This window comes from Pacificoceanicola onchidii, assembly GCF_004804335.1.
Classification (GTDB): domain Bacteria; phylum Pseudomonadota; class Alphaproteobacteria; order Rhodobacterales; family Rhodobacteraceae; genus Pacificoceanicola; species Pacificoceanicola onchidii.
The window spans coordinates 587,935-602,793 of sequence record NZ_SRXY01000002.1 but is presented as its reverse complement, the minus strand read 5'-3'; the positions used below and the strand labels follow the sequence as shown (position 1 = coordinate 602,793).

At 63.6% G+C, this 14,859-nt stretch carries 16 protein-coding genes; 11 read left to right on the top strand and 5 right to left on the bottom strand.

Features of this window, described 5'->3' with window-relative positions; all coding sequences use genetic code 11:
- Positions 1–50: 50 nt before the first annotated feature.
- On the bottom strand, positions 51–908 hold the full coding sequence (locus E4662_RS08035) for a hypothetical protein (protein ID WP_136441006.1): 858 nt from the start codon (positions 906–908) through the stop codon (positions 51–53).
- Positions 909–1,087: 179 nt separating this feature from the next.
- Here E4662_RS08035 and E4662_RS08030 point away from each other — a divergent pair, with 179 nt between their 5' ends.
- Entirely contained in the window at positions 1,088–2,380 is a 1,293-nt protein-coding gene (locus E4662_RS08030) for an O-acetylhomoserine aminocarboxypropyltransferase/cysteine synthase family protein (RefSeq protein WP_136441005.1), read from the top strand.
- Positions 2,381–2,550: 170 nt separating this feature from the next.
- On the opposite strand, the gene E4662_RS08025 is transcribed toward E4662_RS08030, so the two are convergent.
- Both E4662_RS08025 and E4662_RS08020 read right to left on the bottom strand, forming a co-directional pair.
- Positions 2,551–3,243, bottom strand: a complete 693-nt coding sequence (locus E4662_RS08025; protein WP_136441004.1) for a metal-dependent hydrolase — start codon at positions 3,241–3,243, stop codon at positions 2,551–2,553.
- Between the two features lie 62 nt (positions 3,244–3,305).
- Positions 3,306–4,718 (bottom strand): pyridoxal phosphate-dependent decarboxylase family protein, encoded by a 1,413-nt coding sequence (locus tag E4662_RS08020; protein WP_136441061.1) that lies wholly within the window; start codon positions 4,716–4,718, stop codon positions 3,306–3,308.
- 194 nt (positions 4,719–4,912) lie between these two features.
- On the opposite strand from E4662_RS08020, the gene gatC reads away from it, so the two are divergent.
- Genes gatC through E4662_RS08000 form a run of 4 tightly spaced genes read left to right on the top strand, consistent with a single transcriptional unit; the run spans position 4,913 to position 8,064 of the window.
- On the top strand, positions 4,913–5,200 hold the full coding sequence (gene gatC / locus E4662_RS08015) for an Asp-tRNA(Asn)/Glu-tRNA(Gln) amidotransferase subunit GatC (protein ID WP_136441003.1): 288 nt from the start codon (positions 4,913–4,915) through the stop codon (positions 5,198–5,200).
- Positions 5,200–6,687, top strand: a complete 1,488-nt coding sequence (gene gatA, locus E4662_RS08010; RefSeq protein ID WP_136441002.1) for an Asp-tRNA(Asn)/Glu-tRNA(Gln) amidotransferase subunit GatA — start codon at positions 5,200–5,202, stop codon at positions 6,685–6,687. The genes gatC and gatA overlap by 1 nt, the downstream gene beginning before the upstream one ends.
- A gap of 32 nt (positions 6,688–6,719) precedes the next feature.
- Complete coding sequence (locus E4662_RS08005) at positions 6,720–7,388, top strand: hypothetical protein (RefSeq protein WP_136441001.1); 669 nt, start codon at positions 6,720–6,722, stop codon at positions 7,386–7,388.
- 1 nt (position 7,389) lies between these two features.
- Positions 7,390–8,064, top strand: a complete 675-nt coding sequence (locus E4662_RS08000) for an N-acetylmuramoyl-L-alanine amidase (protein WP_240705148.1) — start codon at positions 7,390–7,392, stop codon at positions 8,062–8,064.
- Positions 8,065–8,163: 99 nt separating this feature from the next.
- Here E4662_RS08000 and E4662_RS07995 read toward each other — a convergent pair whose 3' ends face one another.
- Positions 8,164–9,564: a helix-turn-helix domain-containing protein gene (locus E4662_RS07995; RefSeq protein ID WP_136440999.1), complete on the bottom strand. Its 1,401-nt coding sequence runs from the start codon at positions 9,562–9,564 to the stop codon at positions 8,164–8,166.
- A 52-nt stretch (positions 9,565–9,616) separates the two neighbouring features.
- Positions 9,617–10,843 (bottom strand): multidrug effflux MFS transporter, encoded by a 1,227-nt coding sequence (locus tag E4662_RS07990; RefSeq protein ID WP_136440998.1) that lies wholly within the window; start codon positions 10,841–10,843, stop codon positions 9,617–9,619.
- A 175-nt stretch (positions 10,844–11,018) separates the two neighbouring features.
- Between E4662_RS07990 and E4662_RS07985 the strand changes: the two genes are divergently transcribed.
- The 6 genes from E4662_RS07985 (at position 11,019) to E4662_RS07965 (ending at position 14,692) form a co-directional block, all read left to right on the top strand.
- Positions 11,019–12,551, top strand: a complete 1,533-nt coding sequence (locus E4662_RS07985; RefSeq protein WP_136440997.1) for an acyl-CoA carboxylase subunit beta — start codon at positions 11,019–11,021, stop codon at positions 12,549–12,551.
- 15 nt (positions 12,552–12,566) lie between these two features.
- Positions 12,567–13,040, top strand: coding sequence for a methyltransferase family protein (locus E4662_RS07980; RefSeq protein WP_136440996.1), 474 nt, complete (start codon positions 12,567–12,569; stop codon positions 13,038–13,040).
- Positions 13,040–13,405, top strand: coding sequence for a hypothetical protein (locus E4662_RS07975; RefSeq protein WP_136440995.1), 366 nt, complete (start codon positions 13,040–13,042; stop codon positions 13,403–13,405). The genes E4662_RS07980 and E4662_RS07975 overlap by 1 nt, the downstream gene beginning before the upstream one ends.
- Complete coding sequence (locus E4662_RS24415; RefSeq protein ID WP_276606302.1) at positions 13,402–13,878, top strand: DUF6497 family protein; 477 nt, start codon at positions 13,402–13,404, stop codon at positions 13,876–13,878. Before E4662_RS07975 ends, E4662_RS24415 begins: the two co-directional genes overlap by 4 nt.
- Before the next feature lie 214 nt (positions 13,879–14,092).
- Positions 14,093–14,233 carry a hypothetical protein gene (locus E4662_RS24035; RefSeq protein ID WP_168797928.1) on the top strand — a complete coding sequence of 47 codons (141 nt, stop codon included), beginning with the start codon at positions 14,093–14,095 and terminating at the stop codon, positions 14,231–14,233.
- A gap of 93 nt (positions 14,234–14,326) precedes the next feature.
- Positions 14,327–14,692 carry a hypothetical protein gene (locus tag E4662_RS07965; RefSeq protein ID WP_136440994.1) on the top strand — a complete coding sequence of 122 codons (366 nt, stop codon included), beginning with the start codon at positions 14,327–14,329 and terminating at the stop codon, positions 14,690–14,692.
- Positions 14,693–14,859 lie beyond the last annotated feature (167 nt).

Below are 14,859 nucleotides of genomic sequence, written 5' to 3'. Positions count from 1 at the left end.
TGCCGTCTTGAACAGTCATCCGGTAGGGCGGGGCTGCGCCCCGCCGCCCCTCAGGACAGGGCGTGCAGCGTGCCGCTGTCAAACACAAACGCCGGGCGCGGGGCAGCATCGCCGGGGGCAAACCGGAACACCATGTCCGACTGCGGATGCGGCTCCGACAGGCGTTTAGTCATCCAGCCTGTCATCACCTCGAGCGCGCCCTGCGCGTCCTCCGCGATTAGGTCAACCGATTGCCGGCACGGCGCGGCGAGATAGACCGGCCCGCTCCCGCGCGCCACCAGAACATGGGCGATGACCGCAGGAGCCAGCAGCAGGCTGCTCCCAAGCCATTCAAACCCTTCGATCTCCAGGTTCACAAGCCCGCTGCCTTCCTCGTACAGCGCGAGCCCGGTCAGCGCCGCCGCGAAGTTTTCCTCTGCCGCGTCCCAGGCCGCCTCCACTGGCAGACCCGCCGCTTCGAGCGTGGCCTCCGGGATCATCGCCGTATGCGCGCCTTCGTCCGACATGAGCACCGCGAGGCAATCGCCGGGACCGGGGCGGGTCAGCGGCGCCGCGCCGCTCCTGAGCGGGAAATCCCGATGCCGCAGGGCCGGGTAGAGCCGCTCCAGCGAAAGCCGCGTCCCGCCATCCGCAAGGCTCTGAACCATGTCGATAAAGGCCCGAATGCGCTGCTCCGCCTCCAGGCGCGGCACCTGTCCCACAAGCTCCGTGGCGAGATTGCCGAGGTGCACCACGTTTGCCCCGGCCGCCGCGCTTTCGATCAACAGCTGGTTCGGGTCTTCCTGCGCGGGGGTGATCTCGGCCTCGCTCAGGGCATCCTGCAGGGCGGCGATCACGTGACGGCGCAGGGATTCTACGGATGTAAAGCCGGGACGTGCGCCCGGGTGAGTGAGATACAGGGATGACATCTTGGCTCCGCTCGGTTTCCTTCCTTCTCCGGGGCAAATCGGGCGGCGGCGTGACGGCAATCGCTTATCTTCTGGGCGAATGGTTAACACTTTGGCAGCAAATCCTGACACGCAAAGGGCGATTGCCCCCCGGTGCGCATTGGCATACCCCTAGGGCAAGGACAAAACGGGAGGATTCCATGACCGACGGCCCCAGCTTCGGCTTTGACACGCTTCAGATTCACGCGGGCGCACGCCCGGACCCGGCGACCGGGGCGCGACAAGTGCCGATCTACCAGACCACGGCCTATGTGTTCCGGGACGCCGAACATGCGGCGGCGCTCTTCAACCTGCAGGAAGTGGGCTACATCTACTCCCGCCTGACCAACCCGACGGTTGCGGCTTTGCAGGAACGCGTGGCGACACTGGAAGGCGGCGCGGGCGCGGTTTGCTGCTCCTCGGGCCACGCGGCTCAGATCATGGCACTGTTCCCGATCATGGAACCGGGGCGCAACGTGGTGGTCTCGACGCGCCTCTACGGCGGCTCGATCACCCAGTTCAGCCAGACCATCAAACGCTTCGGCTGGTCCGCCAAATTTGTCGACTTCGACGATATGGACGCGGTGGCGGCCGCGATTGACGAGGACACCCGCGCGGTCTTCTGCGAAAGCATCGCCAACCCGGGCGGCTATATCACAGACCTCGACGCAGCGGCCAAGGTCGCGGATGCGGCGGGGCTGCCGCTGATCGTCGACAACACCTCGGCGACGCCTTACCTGTGCCGCCCGATCGAACACGGCGCGACGCTGGTGGTGCACTCGATGACGAAATACCTGACGGGCAACGGCACCGTGACAGGCGGCGTTGTGGTGGACTCGGGCAACTTCGACTGGTCCGCCTCGGACAAGTTCCCTTCGCTCTCCGCACCGGAACCGGCCTACCACGGGCTCAAGTTCCACGAGACCTTCGGCCCGCTGGCCTTCACCTTCCACGGCATCGCCATCGGCCTGCGTGACCTTGGCATGACGCTGAACCCGCAGGCGGCACATTATACGCTGATGGGAATCGAAACCTTGTCCTTGCGTATGCAGCGCCACGTGGAAAACGCCAAGCGCGTCGCAAGCTGGCTGGAAAACCACCCGGCGGTGGAGCAGGTCACCTATGCGGGCCTGGCCTCTTCGCCTTACAACGACCGCGTTGCGCGCATCTGCCCGAACGGCGCAGGCGGGCTGTTCACTGTGGGTTTGAAAGGCGGCTATGACGCCTGCGTCAAATTCGTGGACTCGCTGGAGATCTTCAGCCACGTGGCCAACCTCGGCGACACCCGCAGCCTTGTGATCCACTCGGCCTCGACCACCCACCGTCAGCTGACCGAAGAGCAGCAGATCGCGGCGGGCGCGGCTCCGAACGTGGTGCGCATCTCGATCGGGATCGAAGACGCAAACGACCTGATCGCCGACCTCGATCAGGCGCTGGGCAAAGCTTCAGCGTAGCGCAGGGATGGGGGCGCTGCCCCCGTCCTTTGGACTCCCCCGAGGTATTTTGGGGCCCAAAGAAACCAGGGCGCGTCTCGTGTTTCTTTGGGCTTCAAATACCTCGGGGAGCCGCCAACGGCGGCGGGGCGGAGCCCCAACCAATATTTCTCCGTGAAATTTTTCTGCGGTCAAAGGCGGATCGGCTCCATAACCTGAGGCTCGATCACGTCGAGACCGGGCAGGCCCGAGGCGAGTTTCTCTGCCGATTGTTCAAGCGCCGGGAAGGTGCGGTAGTGGCAGGGGATCACGGTTTTGAAATTGAAATAGGTTTTCGCCGCATAGGCCGCCAGTTTCATGTCCATCGTGTAATACCCGCCTGCCGACAGGATGCCGATGTCCGGCTTGTAGTAGTCCCCGATCCAGCCCATGTCCGCCATCACCGTGGTGTCGCCTGAGAAGTAGAGCGTCTTGCCGTTTCCGCGGATCACGTAGCCGATCTCGGCGCCCATGTAGACGCCGCGCCCGTCTTCGACGATCGACGAAGAGTGCGAGGCCGGGACCATGTCCACCGTCACATCGCCAAAGCGGACTTGCCCGCCCTTGTTGAAGGCATGGCCTTCCTTTGCGCCCTTCGAAAAGAGGTATTGCGCAAGTTCGTAAATGGACGAGACCGGCGCGCCGGTGCGGTCGGAGACCTCGACGATGTCCTGCGTGTGGTCGAAATGCCCATGGGTGACTAGGATTTGCGTCGCCCCGGCGATGGCGGCCGCGGTGTCCTGGCCTTCCATCATCGGGTTGCCGTTGATCCATGGGTCGATCAGCAGGACCTGATCGCCGGTTTCGATGCGGAATGAGCCGTGGCCGAGCCAGATGATGTTCATAGGTGCCTCCCTGAGCGCTGTGATCTGCCCAGAGTAGCCAAGTTTTCCGGACTGAAAAGGCCTCAGCCGGCGTCCGTTTTGCGGATCATCTCAAGGATGGTCAGGTAGGCCATTTCGGCGTCCGCCTCTTCCATACCAAAGCTGCCCGCCTGGAAGCGGATCACGATCTGGCCATCGAGATTGGTCTGCGTCAGGTAGATGCGTCCGTCCGTGTTGATCGCCTCCACGAGGCTCAGCACCGCGTCATCGCTCCAGCCCTTGGGCCTGAAGGAAAACAGCGACAGGATCGGCTCGGAGGTGATCTCGATCTCCGAATGACCGCGCAGTTTGTTGCACAAGGCGAGGGACCAGGTGACGTGGTTGCGGATCATCTCGCGCAGGCCGGAAAGGCCATAGCTGCGGATCAGGAACCAGAGCTTGAGCGCGCGGAAGCGACGGCCAAGGGGCACGGACCATTCGGAGTAGTCGTTGAATGCGCCATCGGTCTGGGTCTTGAGATACTCGGGCCGGATGGCGAGTGTCTGGCGCAGGGCGTCCGGATCGCGGATGAAATGGGCGGAGCAGTCGAACTGCGCGCCAAGCCATTTGTGCGGGTTGAAGACAACGGAATCCGCTTGTTCAACACCGTCCCAAAGGTCACGGAACTCCGGGCAGATCATCGCCGCGCCCGCCCATGCTGCGTCCACATGCAAATAGAGGTCCTCGTCCCCTGCAATCCGCGCCAGCGCCGCGATGTCGTCGGAAGCCCCCACGGAGGTGCCTCCCGTCGCGCCGATGATCCCGGCAGGGAGCAGGCCGTTTGCGCGGTCTTCGCGGATTTGCGCCGCCAGCGCGTCCGTATCCAGAGCGCGGTTCGGATCGCCCGGTTTGGCGGGGATCTTGATCAGGTTGTCCTGCCCGATCCCTGCAACCCAGATGGCGCGGTCAATCGAGGTGTGGACTCCAGAGGAGCAATAGATACGCGGGGTTGGCCCGCCGCTGAGGCCACGGACATTGCCTTCCCATTTCAGCGCGCGTTCGCGCATGACCAGCACGGCGGCGAGCGTGGCGCTGCTGGCGCTGTCCTGAATGACGCCCTGAAACCCCTCCGGCAGTCCGATGGATAGGCGCAGCCAATCGAGCATCCGCTCTTCCATTTCGGCGGCGGCGGGGGAAGTCTGCCAGAGCATGCATTGCGGGGCGAGGGTGGTCACCATGAACTCCGCCAGCATCGAAGGCGGAGCGGCATTGGCCGGGAAATAGGCAAAGAAGCGCGGGTGCTGCCAATGGGTCAGGCCGGGCATGACGATGCGCTCGAAATCCTCAAGGATCTCGGCCATGTCGCAGCCGCCTTCGGGGGGCGTTTCGGGCAGTTGCGCGATGATCTCGCCGGGTTTGACAGGGGAGCGCACCGGGCGCTCGCGCAATGTCTTGTGATACGCGGCCCCACGCGCCGCGATCTTCCCGCCCCAATCGGCAAATTCATCCCAGTTCATGGCGAATCCCTCGATATTTTTGCCCCGGATCATCTGCGGATCCGGTGCGCACCCGGTTTGTACACAAATTTACTTAACATGTTTAGTATTTCACCAAATGCCCCTTTGCGCAAGCCAAACCTGACCCGGCGCTTGCAGCGCCCCGCGCGGAGCGGTAAAGCGCCTGTCAAACCCAATCGAAAGAGGCTTGCCCCATGTCGATCGACAAGGATACCGCCGCGCGTGTTGCCAAGCTGGCGCGGATCAAGGTGGAAGACGACGCGCTGCCCGCGCTGGCCGAGGAATTCAACACCATCCTCGGGTTCATTGAACAGCTCAACGAGGTGGACGTGGAGGGTGTCGAGCCGATGACCTCTGTCACCCCGATGCGCCTCAAGCGCCGGGTTGATGGCGTCACCGATGGCGATCAGCAGGACAAGATCCTGAAAAACGCGCCCGATGCGCGTGAAGGCTTCTTTGCGGTTCCGAAGGTGGTTGAGTGATGACAGATCTTACAAGCATGAAAATCGCCGAAGCCCGCGACGCGCTGCGCAAGGGTAACGTGACCTCAGCAGAGTTGACCGAGGCTTGCCTGACGGCCATCGAGGGCGCAGGCGCTCTGAACGCTTTTGTGCACAACACGCCGGAGATTGCCCGCGAACAGGCCGCCGCGGCGGACGCGCGGATCAAGGCAGGCGATGCGCCCGCCATGTGCGGCATCCCGCTGGGCATCAAGGATCTGTTCTGCACCAAGGGCGTGCCGTCGCAGGCGGCGTCGAACATCCTTGGCGGCTTCAAGCCCGAGTATGAGAGCACCGTCACGACGCAGCTCTTTGATGCGGGCGCAGTCATGCTCGGCAAGCTGAACATGGACGAGTTCGCCATGGGCTCGTCGAACGAGACCTCCTGCTACGGCAATGCGGTGAACCCGTGGCGTCGCGGCAATGACGATGCGGCGCTTACGCCCGGCGGCTCCTCGGGTGGCTCGGCTTCTGCGGTATCTGCGGACCTGTGCCTTGCGGCTACGGGCACCGACACCGGCGGCTCGATCCGCCAGCCCGCCGCCTTCACCGGCATTACCGGCATCAAGCCGACCTACGGGCGCTGCTCGCGCTGGGGTATCGTGGCCTTTGCCTCCTCGCTCGATCAGGCTGGTCCGATGACCAAGGACGTGCGCGACGCGGCGATCATGCTCGAAGCCATGTGCGGCCATGACCCGAAGGACAGCACCTCCGCCGATCTGGCCGTGCCGAACTTCGAAGCCATGCTGACCGGCGACATCAAGGGCAAGACCATCGGTATTCCCAAGGAATATCATATGGATGGCATGCCCGAAGAAATCGAGGCGCTCTGGGCCGAAGGCCGCAAGATGTTGCAGGACGCAGGCGCGAATATCGTCGACATTTCCCTGCCGCACACGAAATACGCTTTGCCCGCCTACTACGTGATTGCGCCTGCCGAGGCGTCTTCGAACCTCGCGCGTTATGACGGGGTGCGTTATGGTCACCGCGCGACGCTGAGCGCCGGCGACGGCATCACCGAGATGTACGAAAAGACCCGCGCCGAAGGTTTTGGCCACGAGGTGCAGCGCCGCGTGATGGTCGGCACCTATGTGCTCTCGGCGGGTTTCTATGACGCCTACTATAACCGCGCGCGCAAGGTGCGGACGCTGATCAAGAAAGACTTCGAGGATGTCTTCGCCGCAGGTGTTGACGCGATCCTGACCCCGGCCACGCCCTCTGCCGCCTTTGGTCTTGGCGAGATGGAAGACGCCGATCCGGTCAAGATGTACCTCAACGACGTCTTTACCGTCACCGTGAACCTTGCGGGCCTTCCCGGCATCGCCATTCCGGCGGGTGTAGACAAGCAGGGGCTGCCTTTGGGTCTGCAACTGATTGGCCGCCCGTGGGAAGAGGGTGATCTGCTGAATACCGCCTATGCGCTTGAGCAGGCGGCCGGTTTTGTGGCCAAACCCGGGAAATGGTGGTAAGCCGCGCGTTAACCAAACTTAGAGGCAGAGTAATGAAGCGGAAGGTTATCATCGGGCTGGCGGTGGCTGTTGTCGTTGCAGGCTGCGCGCCGCGTGTCCCGGACAGCGGCGCGGGCGTTGTGGACAGCGGGCGCGGCGTCGGGTTCAGCGACTACTCGGAATACGAAGCGGAACGGGACTCGGCGCTGAGCGATGGCACGCGACCGACAACCGTGCCGGGGCCTGTGGATGTGCGCGCTCAGCCTTTGAACAACGACGCGGCGGTGACCGGCGAGATCGGCCCCGCGCCGCAATCGGTGAGCAACGCGGTGGGGATCTCGGACGAGAACGACTTCGACGCGGTCTCTGCCGAGCGGGACATCGACGCGGACGCGGCGCTGATTGCGCAGAACCGCGCACAGTTCCAGGTGATCGAGCCGACCGAACTGCCGACCCGCCCGGGCACCAACCGCCCGAACATCGTCGAATACGCGCTGCGCACGACCAACCCGAAAGGCGCGGCGCTCTACAAACGCAGCAAGTTCCGCGCCGAGGCCAAGTACAACCGGGCCTGCGGTGATTACACCTCCGCCGATCTGGCGCAGGAAGACTTCCTCGCGCTGGGCGGTCCGGAAAAGGACCGCAAGGGCATGGATCCGGATGGCGACGGCTTTGCCTGCACATGGGATCCGGCCCCTTTCCGCGCGGCACGGAACGGCTGAGATGATCGGGGATGCGGGGGCCGTAGCATGGCCTTCGGAGAATTGCGGCGACCGGCGCGGGGGGCAGACCCCCTCGCTGGTCGTTTTGCATTACACGGCGATGAAAAGCGCCGAAGCGGCGCGCGACTGGCTGTGCAATCCCGAAGCACAGGTGTCGGCCCATTACGTGGTCGCCGAGGACGGACGGCTCTGGCAACTGGTCTGCGAAGGCAGGCGCGCCTGGCATGCGGGCGCCGGATCCTGGCAAGGACGCGCAGACGTCAACTCCCGCTCCATCGGCATCGAGATTGCCAACACGGGGTTTCACCCGTTCCCGGAGCCGCAGATGGCACGGGTCGAGACGCTTCTGCGCGGCATCTTCACGCGCTGGAACCTCACGCCGGAGGCGGTTCTGGGGCATTCCGACATGGCGATCGGCCGCAAGATCGACCCCGGCCCGCGCTTTGACTGGAACCGGCTCGCACGGCAAGAGCTGTCGATCTGGCCGGGCCGCTCCGCGCCCGGGGATTTCGAGGCGGACGCACGCCGCTTTGGCTACGGCTGGAAGCCGGGGCAGGAGGATGCTCTGCTGTCGGCCTTCCGCATGCGCTTCTGCCCCGGCGCATCCGGGCCGCTGAATGAAGCCGACCGCGCGGTCATGGCCGATCTGGCACGGCGCTGGCCTGCGCCAGCGTGATTGGGGCGCGGCTGTGCTTCTTTGTGCCACCAATATCCCGGGGAGGCCGCAGGCCGGGGCTGGCCCCAAATCAAAAATTTTGTTCCGGCAAAATTTTCCCTAGTCTAGGCGATAGGGCAGCGTGTCGCGCCGGGCGGGGTCGATGGAAAGGCGTTTTTCCAGCGGTGGAACCGAGCGCTGGTGGCAGTTTTCGCGCTCGCAGATGCGGCAGGAGATGCCGATGGGCTCGAAGGCGGAAGCGCGGGTGAAGTCGAGGTCATCGGCGTAGACCAGCCCCGCGCCGTGGCGCACTTCGCAGCCCAGGGCGATGGCATAGCGGCGGCGGGGCGCGCCGAAGTGGCCGCCGGTTTTGCTCACGTCGATGGCGAGAGAGATGTATCGCACGCCGTCCGGTGTTTCCGCCAGTTGCCGCAGGAAGCGTCCGGGCGTTTCAAACGCACGGTGCACGTTCCACAGAGGGCAGGCCCCGCCGAAGCGGGCGAATTGCAGCCGCGTGGCGCTGTGGCGTTTGGTGATTGTACCGGCCTGATCGACGCGGACAAAGAAGAAAGGCACGCCTTTTTCGCCGGGTCTTTGCAGGGTGGAGAGCCGGTGTGCGACCTGTTCGATGGAGGAGCCGAAGCGCGCAGCCAGCAGTTCGAGATCGTGCCGGGTTTCCTGCGCGGCGGCATGGAAGGCGGAGTAGGGCATCATGGCCGCCCCGGCAAAATAATTCGCTAGCCCCAGTTTGGCGATGCCGCGCGCTTCGTCCGATTGGAAGCGGGCCAGGTCGAGCGTGGCGTCGAGCAGTTGGTTCTGGCGCAGCAGCGCGACCTGTACGAGCAACTGGAAGGTCTGGGTTTCCGGCGGGGTGAGCGAGGAGAGCGTCAGTTCCTGCCGTTCGCTGTCAAAGCTGCGCAGCGGCGCTTCGCGGGCCTTGCGCACGGTGATGCCGGAGCGGGCGAGCCGGTTGGTGGCCGCCTGGGCGATGCTTGTCTCGCCGTCGCGGAGTTGGGCGAAATGTTCGGCGGCGCGGTCCACCGCGTCGATGTAGTTGTCGCAATAGTGGAAGAAGTCGCGCACCTCTTCCCAGGGCGAGGGCTGAAGCTGCGCGCCCTCGCGCCCCAGAGCCTCGTCCAGAGAGGCGAGCCGTTCATGGGTTTGCCTGTAAGCGCGGTGCAGCGAGAGGAACGCACGAGCCAGCGCAGGCGCGTTGGAGGCGGTCAGGCGCAGGTCCGCCAGTTGCGGCGCGGCTTCGGCAAAGATCGGATCGGCCAGCGCTTCACGCATGTCCGAGACCAGCCGTTCGCTGTCGCCCTGTCCCAGTTCGGTGACGTCAAAGCCGAACTCCTGCGCCAGCGCCAGCACCACCGTGGTCGAGACCGGGCGGTTGTTGTTTTCCATCTGGTTCAGGTAGGGCAGGGAGACGCCCAGCTTGGCCGCAAATTCCTTTTGCGTGACGCCAAGGCGGCTGCGCACGTCGCGGAGCTTGGCACCGGCGTAGAGTTTCTGGGGGGCCATCCGGGACACCTTTGCAACTTTGCTATTGGCTTATCGCAATTTTGCAGAAGGCTCACTCCGCGTCCAGCCCTCCCAGCCGTTTTGCCCGGACGATGACAAGCGCTGCCGCCACCACCGAAAGCGCGGCGGAGAGGAACATGAGCAGTAAAAGCGGCATCGCTCCGCTGCCCGGTTGCAGCATCGCCCCGGCCAGCGCAGAAAGCGCCGCGCCGCCGCCGATCATGATCGCGCCGCCAAGGCCGGAAGCGGTGCCCGCAAGGTGCGGGCGCACCGAGAGCATGCCCGCGGTGGCGTTGGGGATGGTGAGCCCGTTGCCGAGGCCGACCAGCGTCATGAAGCCGAAGAAGACCATCGCGCTGCCCAGCCCGGCGAGGAAGAACAGGATGGAGGCCAGCATGCCGCCTGCCACGATGAGTGCGCCGTAGAGCATCATCGGGTTCAGTCCGACGCGGGCGGAGTAGCGCCCGGAGGCAAAGTTGCCAAGCGCGTAGCCGATGGCGGGCGCGCCGAAGTAGAGGCCAAGCTCGGACTGGCTCATGCCGAAGACTTCGGTGCCAACAAAGGACGCGCCGCCGACGTAGGAGAAGAACGCGCCGGACGAGAAGGCGCAGGCGAGCGCGTAACCCCAGAAGCGCGGCGAGCGGAAGAGTTCCGGGTATTCGGCGAACTGGCGGCCGATGGACAGCTCGCTGCGTGCGGCGGTCTCTCCCAGATCGCGCCAAGTGAGCCAGAAGGTCAGAACACCGAGAACCAGCATCAGCCAGAAGGTGGCGTGCCAGCCCATCATTTCGGACAGGGCCCCGCCCACCGCAGGGGCAATCATCGGCACGATGGACATGCCCATGGTCACATAGCCGATCATCGAGGCGGCCTGATCCGGCGGGAAGAGGTCGCGCACCACGGCGCGGCTCAGGACCATGGCGACGACGATGGTCGACTGGATCATGCGGAACACGAGGAAAGTGGTGATGTCCTGCGCCAGAAGGCAGCCCACGGTGGCGAGGATGAAGATCGCCGTACCCCAGAGGATCACCGGTCTGCGCCCGTACCGGTCGGAGAATGGCCCGATGAAAAGCTGCAGCACAGCGTTCATCGCAAGGTATCCGGCGACGGCCAGTTGCATCACGCCGTAATCGGTCCCGTACCAGTCTGCCATGGCGTGCAGACTGGGGATGAAAATGTTCATCACCAGCGCTGACATGCCGGCCAGAAGTACCAGTGTGACAATATGCGGCGGAGTGGTGCGGTCTAGAAACCGCACGGCGGTTTGGGTTTGCATCTGTAGATCGGTACGCCCCTGCACGGGACATGTCCATTCCAGTTTGAAAAAACACTGAAATTTGCGAATTTGCAATTTGCGATTGGATGCTTATGCAGAATTTGCAAATTTGCCAAGAAAGGCTTGAGTGAATGGCTTTGCCCAGTATTTTCAGGCCAAACAGAAGGGATGGACGATGAAAGACATTCTTGCAGAACTGCATGAGCGGCGCGAGGGCGCCCGTTTGGGTGGCGGACAGAAGCGTATTGATGCGCAGCACGCCAAGGGCAAACTGACAGCGCGCGAGCGGATTGATCTGCTGCTCGACGAGGACAGCTTTGAAGAATACGACATGTTCGTATCGCACCGCTGCGCCGATTTTGGCATGGAAAACAACAAGCCAGCCGGTGATGGCGTTGTGACCGGTTGGGGCACGATCAATGGCCGCATGGTCTATGTGTTCTCTCAGGATTTCACCGTGCTTGGCGGCTCCGTGTCGGCGACCCACGCCCAGAAGATCTGCAAGATCATGGATATGGCGGTTCAGAATGGCGCGCCTGTCATCGGTCTGAACGATTCGGGTGGTGCACGGATTCAGGAAGGCGTTGACGCGCTCGCAGGCTATGCCGAGATTTTCCAGCGCAACATCATGGCCTCCGGCGTGATCCCGCAGATCTCCGTCATCATGGGGCCCTGTGCAGGCGGCGCGGTGTACTCGCCCGCGATGACCGACTTCATCTTCATGGTGAAGGATTCGTCTTACATGTTCGTGACCGGCCCGGACGTTGTGAAGACCGTGACCAACGAGCATGTGACAGCCGAAGAGCTTGGCGGGGCCTCGACCCACACCAAGAAATCTTCCGTGGCCGATGGCGCGTTCGAGAACGACGTCGAAGCGCTGGCCGAAGTGCGCCGGCTGGTGGACTTCCTGCCGCTCAACAACCGCGAAAAGCCGCCCGTGCGTCCGTTCTTTGACGATGTGGACCGGATCGAGAGCAGCCTCGACACCATCATCCCGGACAACGCGAACCAGCCTTACGACATGAAGGAACTGATCCTGAAGGTCGCGGACGAAGGCGATTTCTACGAGATCCAGGAAGACTACGCCAAGAACATCATCACCGGGTTCATCCGCCTCGAAGGGCAGACCGTGGGTGTTGTGGCGAACCAGCCGATGGTTCTGGCCGGGTGCCTTGACATCGACAGCAGCCGCAAGGCCGCGCGGTTCGTGCGCTTCTGTGATGCGTTTGAAATTCCGATCCTGACCTTCGTGGACGTGCCGGGTTTCCTGCCGGGGACCTCCCAGGAATACGGCGGCGTCATCAAGCACGGCGCGAAGCTGCTGTTTGCCTATGGTGAGGCCACCGTGCCGAAAGTCACCGTGATCACCCGCAAAGCCTATGGCGGTGCATACGACGTGATGGCGTCCAAGCACCTGCGCGGCGATCTGAACTACGCATGGCCGACGGCGGAGATTGCCGTGATGGGCGCGAAAGGCGCAACCGAGATCATCCACCGCGCCGACCTTGGCGATGCGGAGAAGATCGCGGCGCACACGCAGGAATACGAAGACCGGTTTGCCAACCCGTTCGTGGCGGCAGAGCGTGGCTTCATCGATGAGGTGATCCAGCCGAAATCGACCCGCAAGCGCGTCTCCCGGGCCTTCGCCATGCTGCGCGGCAAGCAGCTGAAGAACCCGTGGAAAAAGCACGACAATATCCCGCTGTAAGGAGAGATCGGGGGGATGCGTGATCAAGAGGGACCTGCCGTGGGTGTTCACCCACCGCTGCTTTCCGTGGCAGCGCCGGTGGCGGCTGTTGCGCTCGAGTGGCTTGTGCCGCTCGGCGTGCTGCCTGCAGCGGGCTCTCTCGTGATTGTCATTCCCGGTCTTGGCCTTCTCGGCCTCGCGGGCTGGCTCGCGGTCAGTGGCGAGAAGGCTTTTCGCAGGGCGGGGACCAATGTGGACCCGCGCCAGGCGGCCCTGGTGCTTGTGCAGGACGGGCCGTACCGGTTCACCCGCAACCCGATGTATCTGGGGATGGTTGTTTTGCAGGTCGGGCTCGCCCTGACGTTCTCGCTCGATTGGGCGCTGCTCGGGGCAATCATGGTCTGGACCATTCTGGATCGGGCCGTGGTTGTGCGCGAAGAGGCGTACCTGACCGAACGATTTGGTGAGGCTTACCGAGGCTATCTTGCGCAGTCGCGGAGGTGGCTCTGATGGCTGGCGGAACACGGCGCAAAAACGCGTGGCATGAAGTGCGGGACGGGTCTGACTACACGCTTTCCCGGCATTGGCCGGCGCGGTTTGACGTCTCGGCCAGCGCCCGTTTTCCGGCCCTGCGCCGGGGCAGGCTCGCGCGGCAAATCCGGCAAGATCTGTGGCGCGAATTTAAGCACTTGCGTGGATTCTCTCCGGTGATACACATTGCCGCTACGGAAGATGGATTCTGTGTGACCGCCGGAGGCCAGTTCATGGCCAAGGGGCGGGTGCCTCAAGGAGCCGTTTCCCGGATCGAAACCCTGCTGGATGATCCCGCGCGGCGTGCGCGGTGGATCGCCTGGGCAGGGGAGGGCGCAGCATGAGCGCCCTTGTACGGAATACTCTCCCGGGTGCGCCCGGGACTGGCGCGGCCCCGACGGGAGGACCCACGTGGTGGGGTCGGGGCTGCGCGTCAATCATCGCAGCTTTGATGATTTGGGGCGGCGGCGTTGCTGCCGAAACCCAGCCTATGCTCGACGTGCCGTCGGGGCTCAAGGTGTCTTTCCATGACATGCTCTGGGATGAGCCGGGATCGGGGTTGACCTATCGCTTCCGCTTCCTCGCGCCAGACATCGCGGCGGAGGAGACGGATTACCAATCTGTCGCCGCCGATATGGACAAGCTGTGCAACGACTACGCCATCCCGAGGCTGGCCCAAACCGGGCCGCAGCCGAGCCGGATTGTCATCACGCTGATGTCCGAACCGGTGGAATTTGGTGTCATGACCCCCGAGGTCACCCAGTTTTTCGAGAGCTACAGTGTCGAAGACACGCTCTGCATCTGGGAGGCTTTCTGATGAATACACAACATCTTGCGGCGCATTGTTCATGTGGACAAGCTTTTGAGGCTTTCCAGACACAGACCCGCCGATCGCACGTTACCCCGTATCTTTTGAACGCGCGCCCCTGTATCGTGGCCCGCGATTGCACCCAAGCAATCGATACCTCGAGACGGGGTGTCGCCCGGCAATTGCGCCAGGCGGGCCGCGTTGAAAATGACAGGAGTAAGAGATGTCCAAGAGCATCAAGCTTCTTGCCATGCTGGGTTTCGTTGCAGGCGTTGCCGCCTGCGGCCAGCAAGAAGAAGAGTACGTCGTGGTTGATCCCGAGCCCATCTCGGTTGAGCCCGTCTACACCGGCAAGTACAAGTAAACACACTTCGGGACGGGCGGTTTTCCCGTCCGTCCCGCCTTCCCGCCGCGCCGCTTCGCCTGTATCCGCCTGTGCACAACAGGAGGGCAAGATATGCTGAAGCACCGTGGTTTCCCGGGCCGTTTGCCGGGCACCGATTTCCAATTCACCCTGCGCCGCGCCAACCCCAAGGGCGCCACCCCGATCACCACGCGTGAACGGTTCCGCGACCGTCGTCCGGCGGACAAGCGCGCCGACATGGGATTCATGAAGGCGCTGTGGGAGCAGTTCGGCACCGAGCCGTTCGAACGGGGCAACCTCGACGCCGGGCGGCTGTCGTGGCTGTTTGGCCGCGAGGTCAAGGCACTGGACCCCGATACCTTCGATCCCGAGGACTATGAAGCTGTTCTGATCATCGACGAAACCTTGGCGCGGGCGTCGTTCCCCGAGGCCTTTGACGGAAGCGAGGATTGGGCGTGAATTTGCCGAAGGGACAAGCATTTGAGCGAAATCAGGCTCAGAATTTCGGCGCTTTTTTGCCGGGGCTTGCGGAGGCGAAATTCGCAGGCAGAGTGATCGTATCACGGGTGTCCCCGAGCGTGTTTTGCGCAATCACCCGTGACCCATCCCTCGCCGGGCGGCGCCCC

What these genes read in the sequence shown, in the direction of transcription:
- E4662_RS08035 (WP_136441006.1), bottom strand. Translation starts at nt 908, where the DNA reads ATGTCATCCCTGTATCTCACTCACCCGGGCGCACGTCCCGGCTTTACA.
- E4662_RS08030 (WP_136441005.1), top strand. Translation starts at nt 1,088, where the DNA reads ATGACCGACGGCCCCAGCTTCGGCTTTGACACGCTTCAGATTCACGCG.
- E4662_RS08025 (WP_136441004.1), bottom strand. Translation starts at nt 3,243, where the DNA reads ATGAACATCATCTGGCTCGGCCACGGCTCATTCCGCATCGAAACCGGC.
- E4662_RS08020 (WP_136441061.1), bottom strand. Translation starts at nt 4,718, where the DNA reads ATGAACTGGGATGAATTTGCCGATTGGGGCGGGAAGATCGCGGCGCGT.
- gatC (WP_136441003.1), top strand. Translation starts at nt 4,913, where the DNA reads ATGTCGATCGACAAGGATACCGCCGCGCGTGTTGCCAAGCTGGCGCGG.
- gatA (WP_136441002.1), top strand. Translation starts at nt 5,200, where the DNA reads ATGACAGATCTTACAAGCATGAAAATCGCCGAAGCCCGCGACGCGCTG.
- E4662_RS08005 (WP_136441001.1), top strand. Translation starts at nt 6,720, where the DNA reads ATGAAGCGGAAGGTTATCATCGGGCTGGCGGTGGCTGTTGTCGTTGCA.
- E4662_RS08000 (WP_240705148.1), top strand. Translation starts at nt 7,390, where the DNA reads ATGATCGGGGATGCGGGGGCCGTAGCATGGCCTTCGGAGAATTGCGGC.
- E4662_RS07995 (WP_136440999.1), bottom strand. Translation starts at nt 9,564, where the DNA reads ATGGCCCCCCAGAAACTCTACGCCGGTGCCAAGCTCCGCGACGTGCGC.
- E4662_RS07990 (WP_136440998.1), bottom strand. Translation starts at nt 10,843, where the DNA reads ATGCAAACCCAAACCGCCGTGCGGTTTCTAGACCGCACCACTCCGCCG.
- E4662_RS07985 (WP_136440997.1), top strand. Translation starts at nt 11,019, where the DNA reads ATGAAAGACATTCTTGCAGAACTGCATGAGCGGCGCGAGGGCGCCCGT.
- E4662_RS07980 (WP_136440996.1), top strand. Translation starts at nt 12,567, where the DNA reads ATGCGTGATCAAGAGGGACCTGCCGTGGGTGTTCACCCACCGCTGCTT.
- E4662_RS07975 (WP_136440995.1), top strand. Translation starts at nt 13,040, where the DNA reads ATGGCTGGCGGAACACGGCGCAAAAACGCGTGGCATGAAGTGCGGGAC.
- E4662_RS24415 (WP_276606302.1), top strand. Translation starts at nt 13,402, where the DNA reads ATGAGCGCCCTTGTACGGAATACTCTCCCGGGTGCGCCCGGGACTGGC.
- E4662_RS24035 (WP_168797928.1), top strand. Translation starts at nt 14,093, where the DNA reads ATGTCCAAGAGCATCAAGCTTCTTGCCATGCTGGGTTTCGTTGCAGGC.
- E4662_RS07965 (WP_136440994.1), top strand. Translation starts at nt 14,327, where the DNA reads ATGCTGAAGCACCGTGGTTTCCCGGGCCGTTTGCCGGGCACCGATTTC.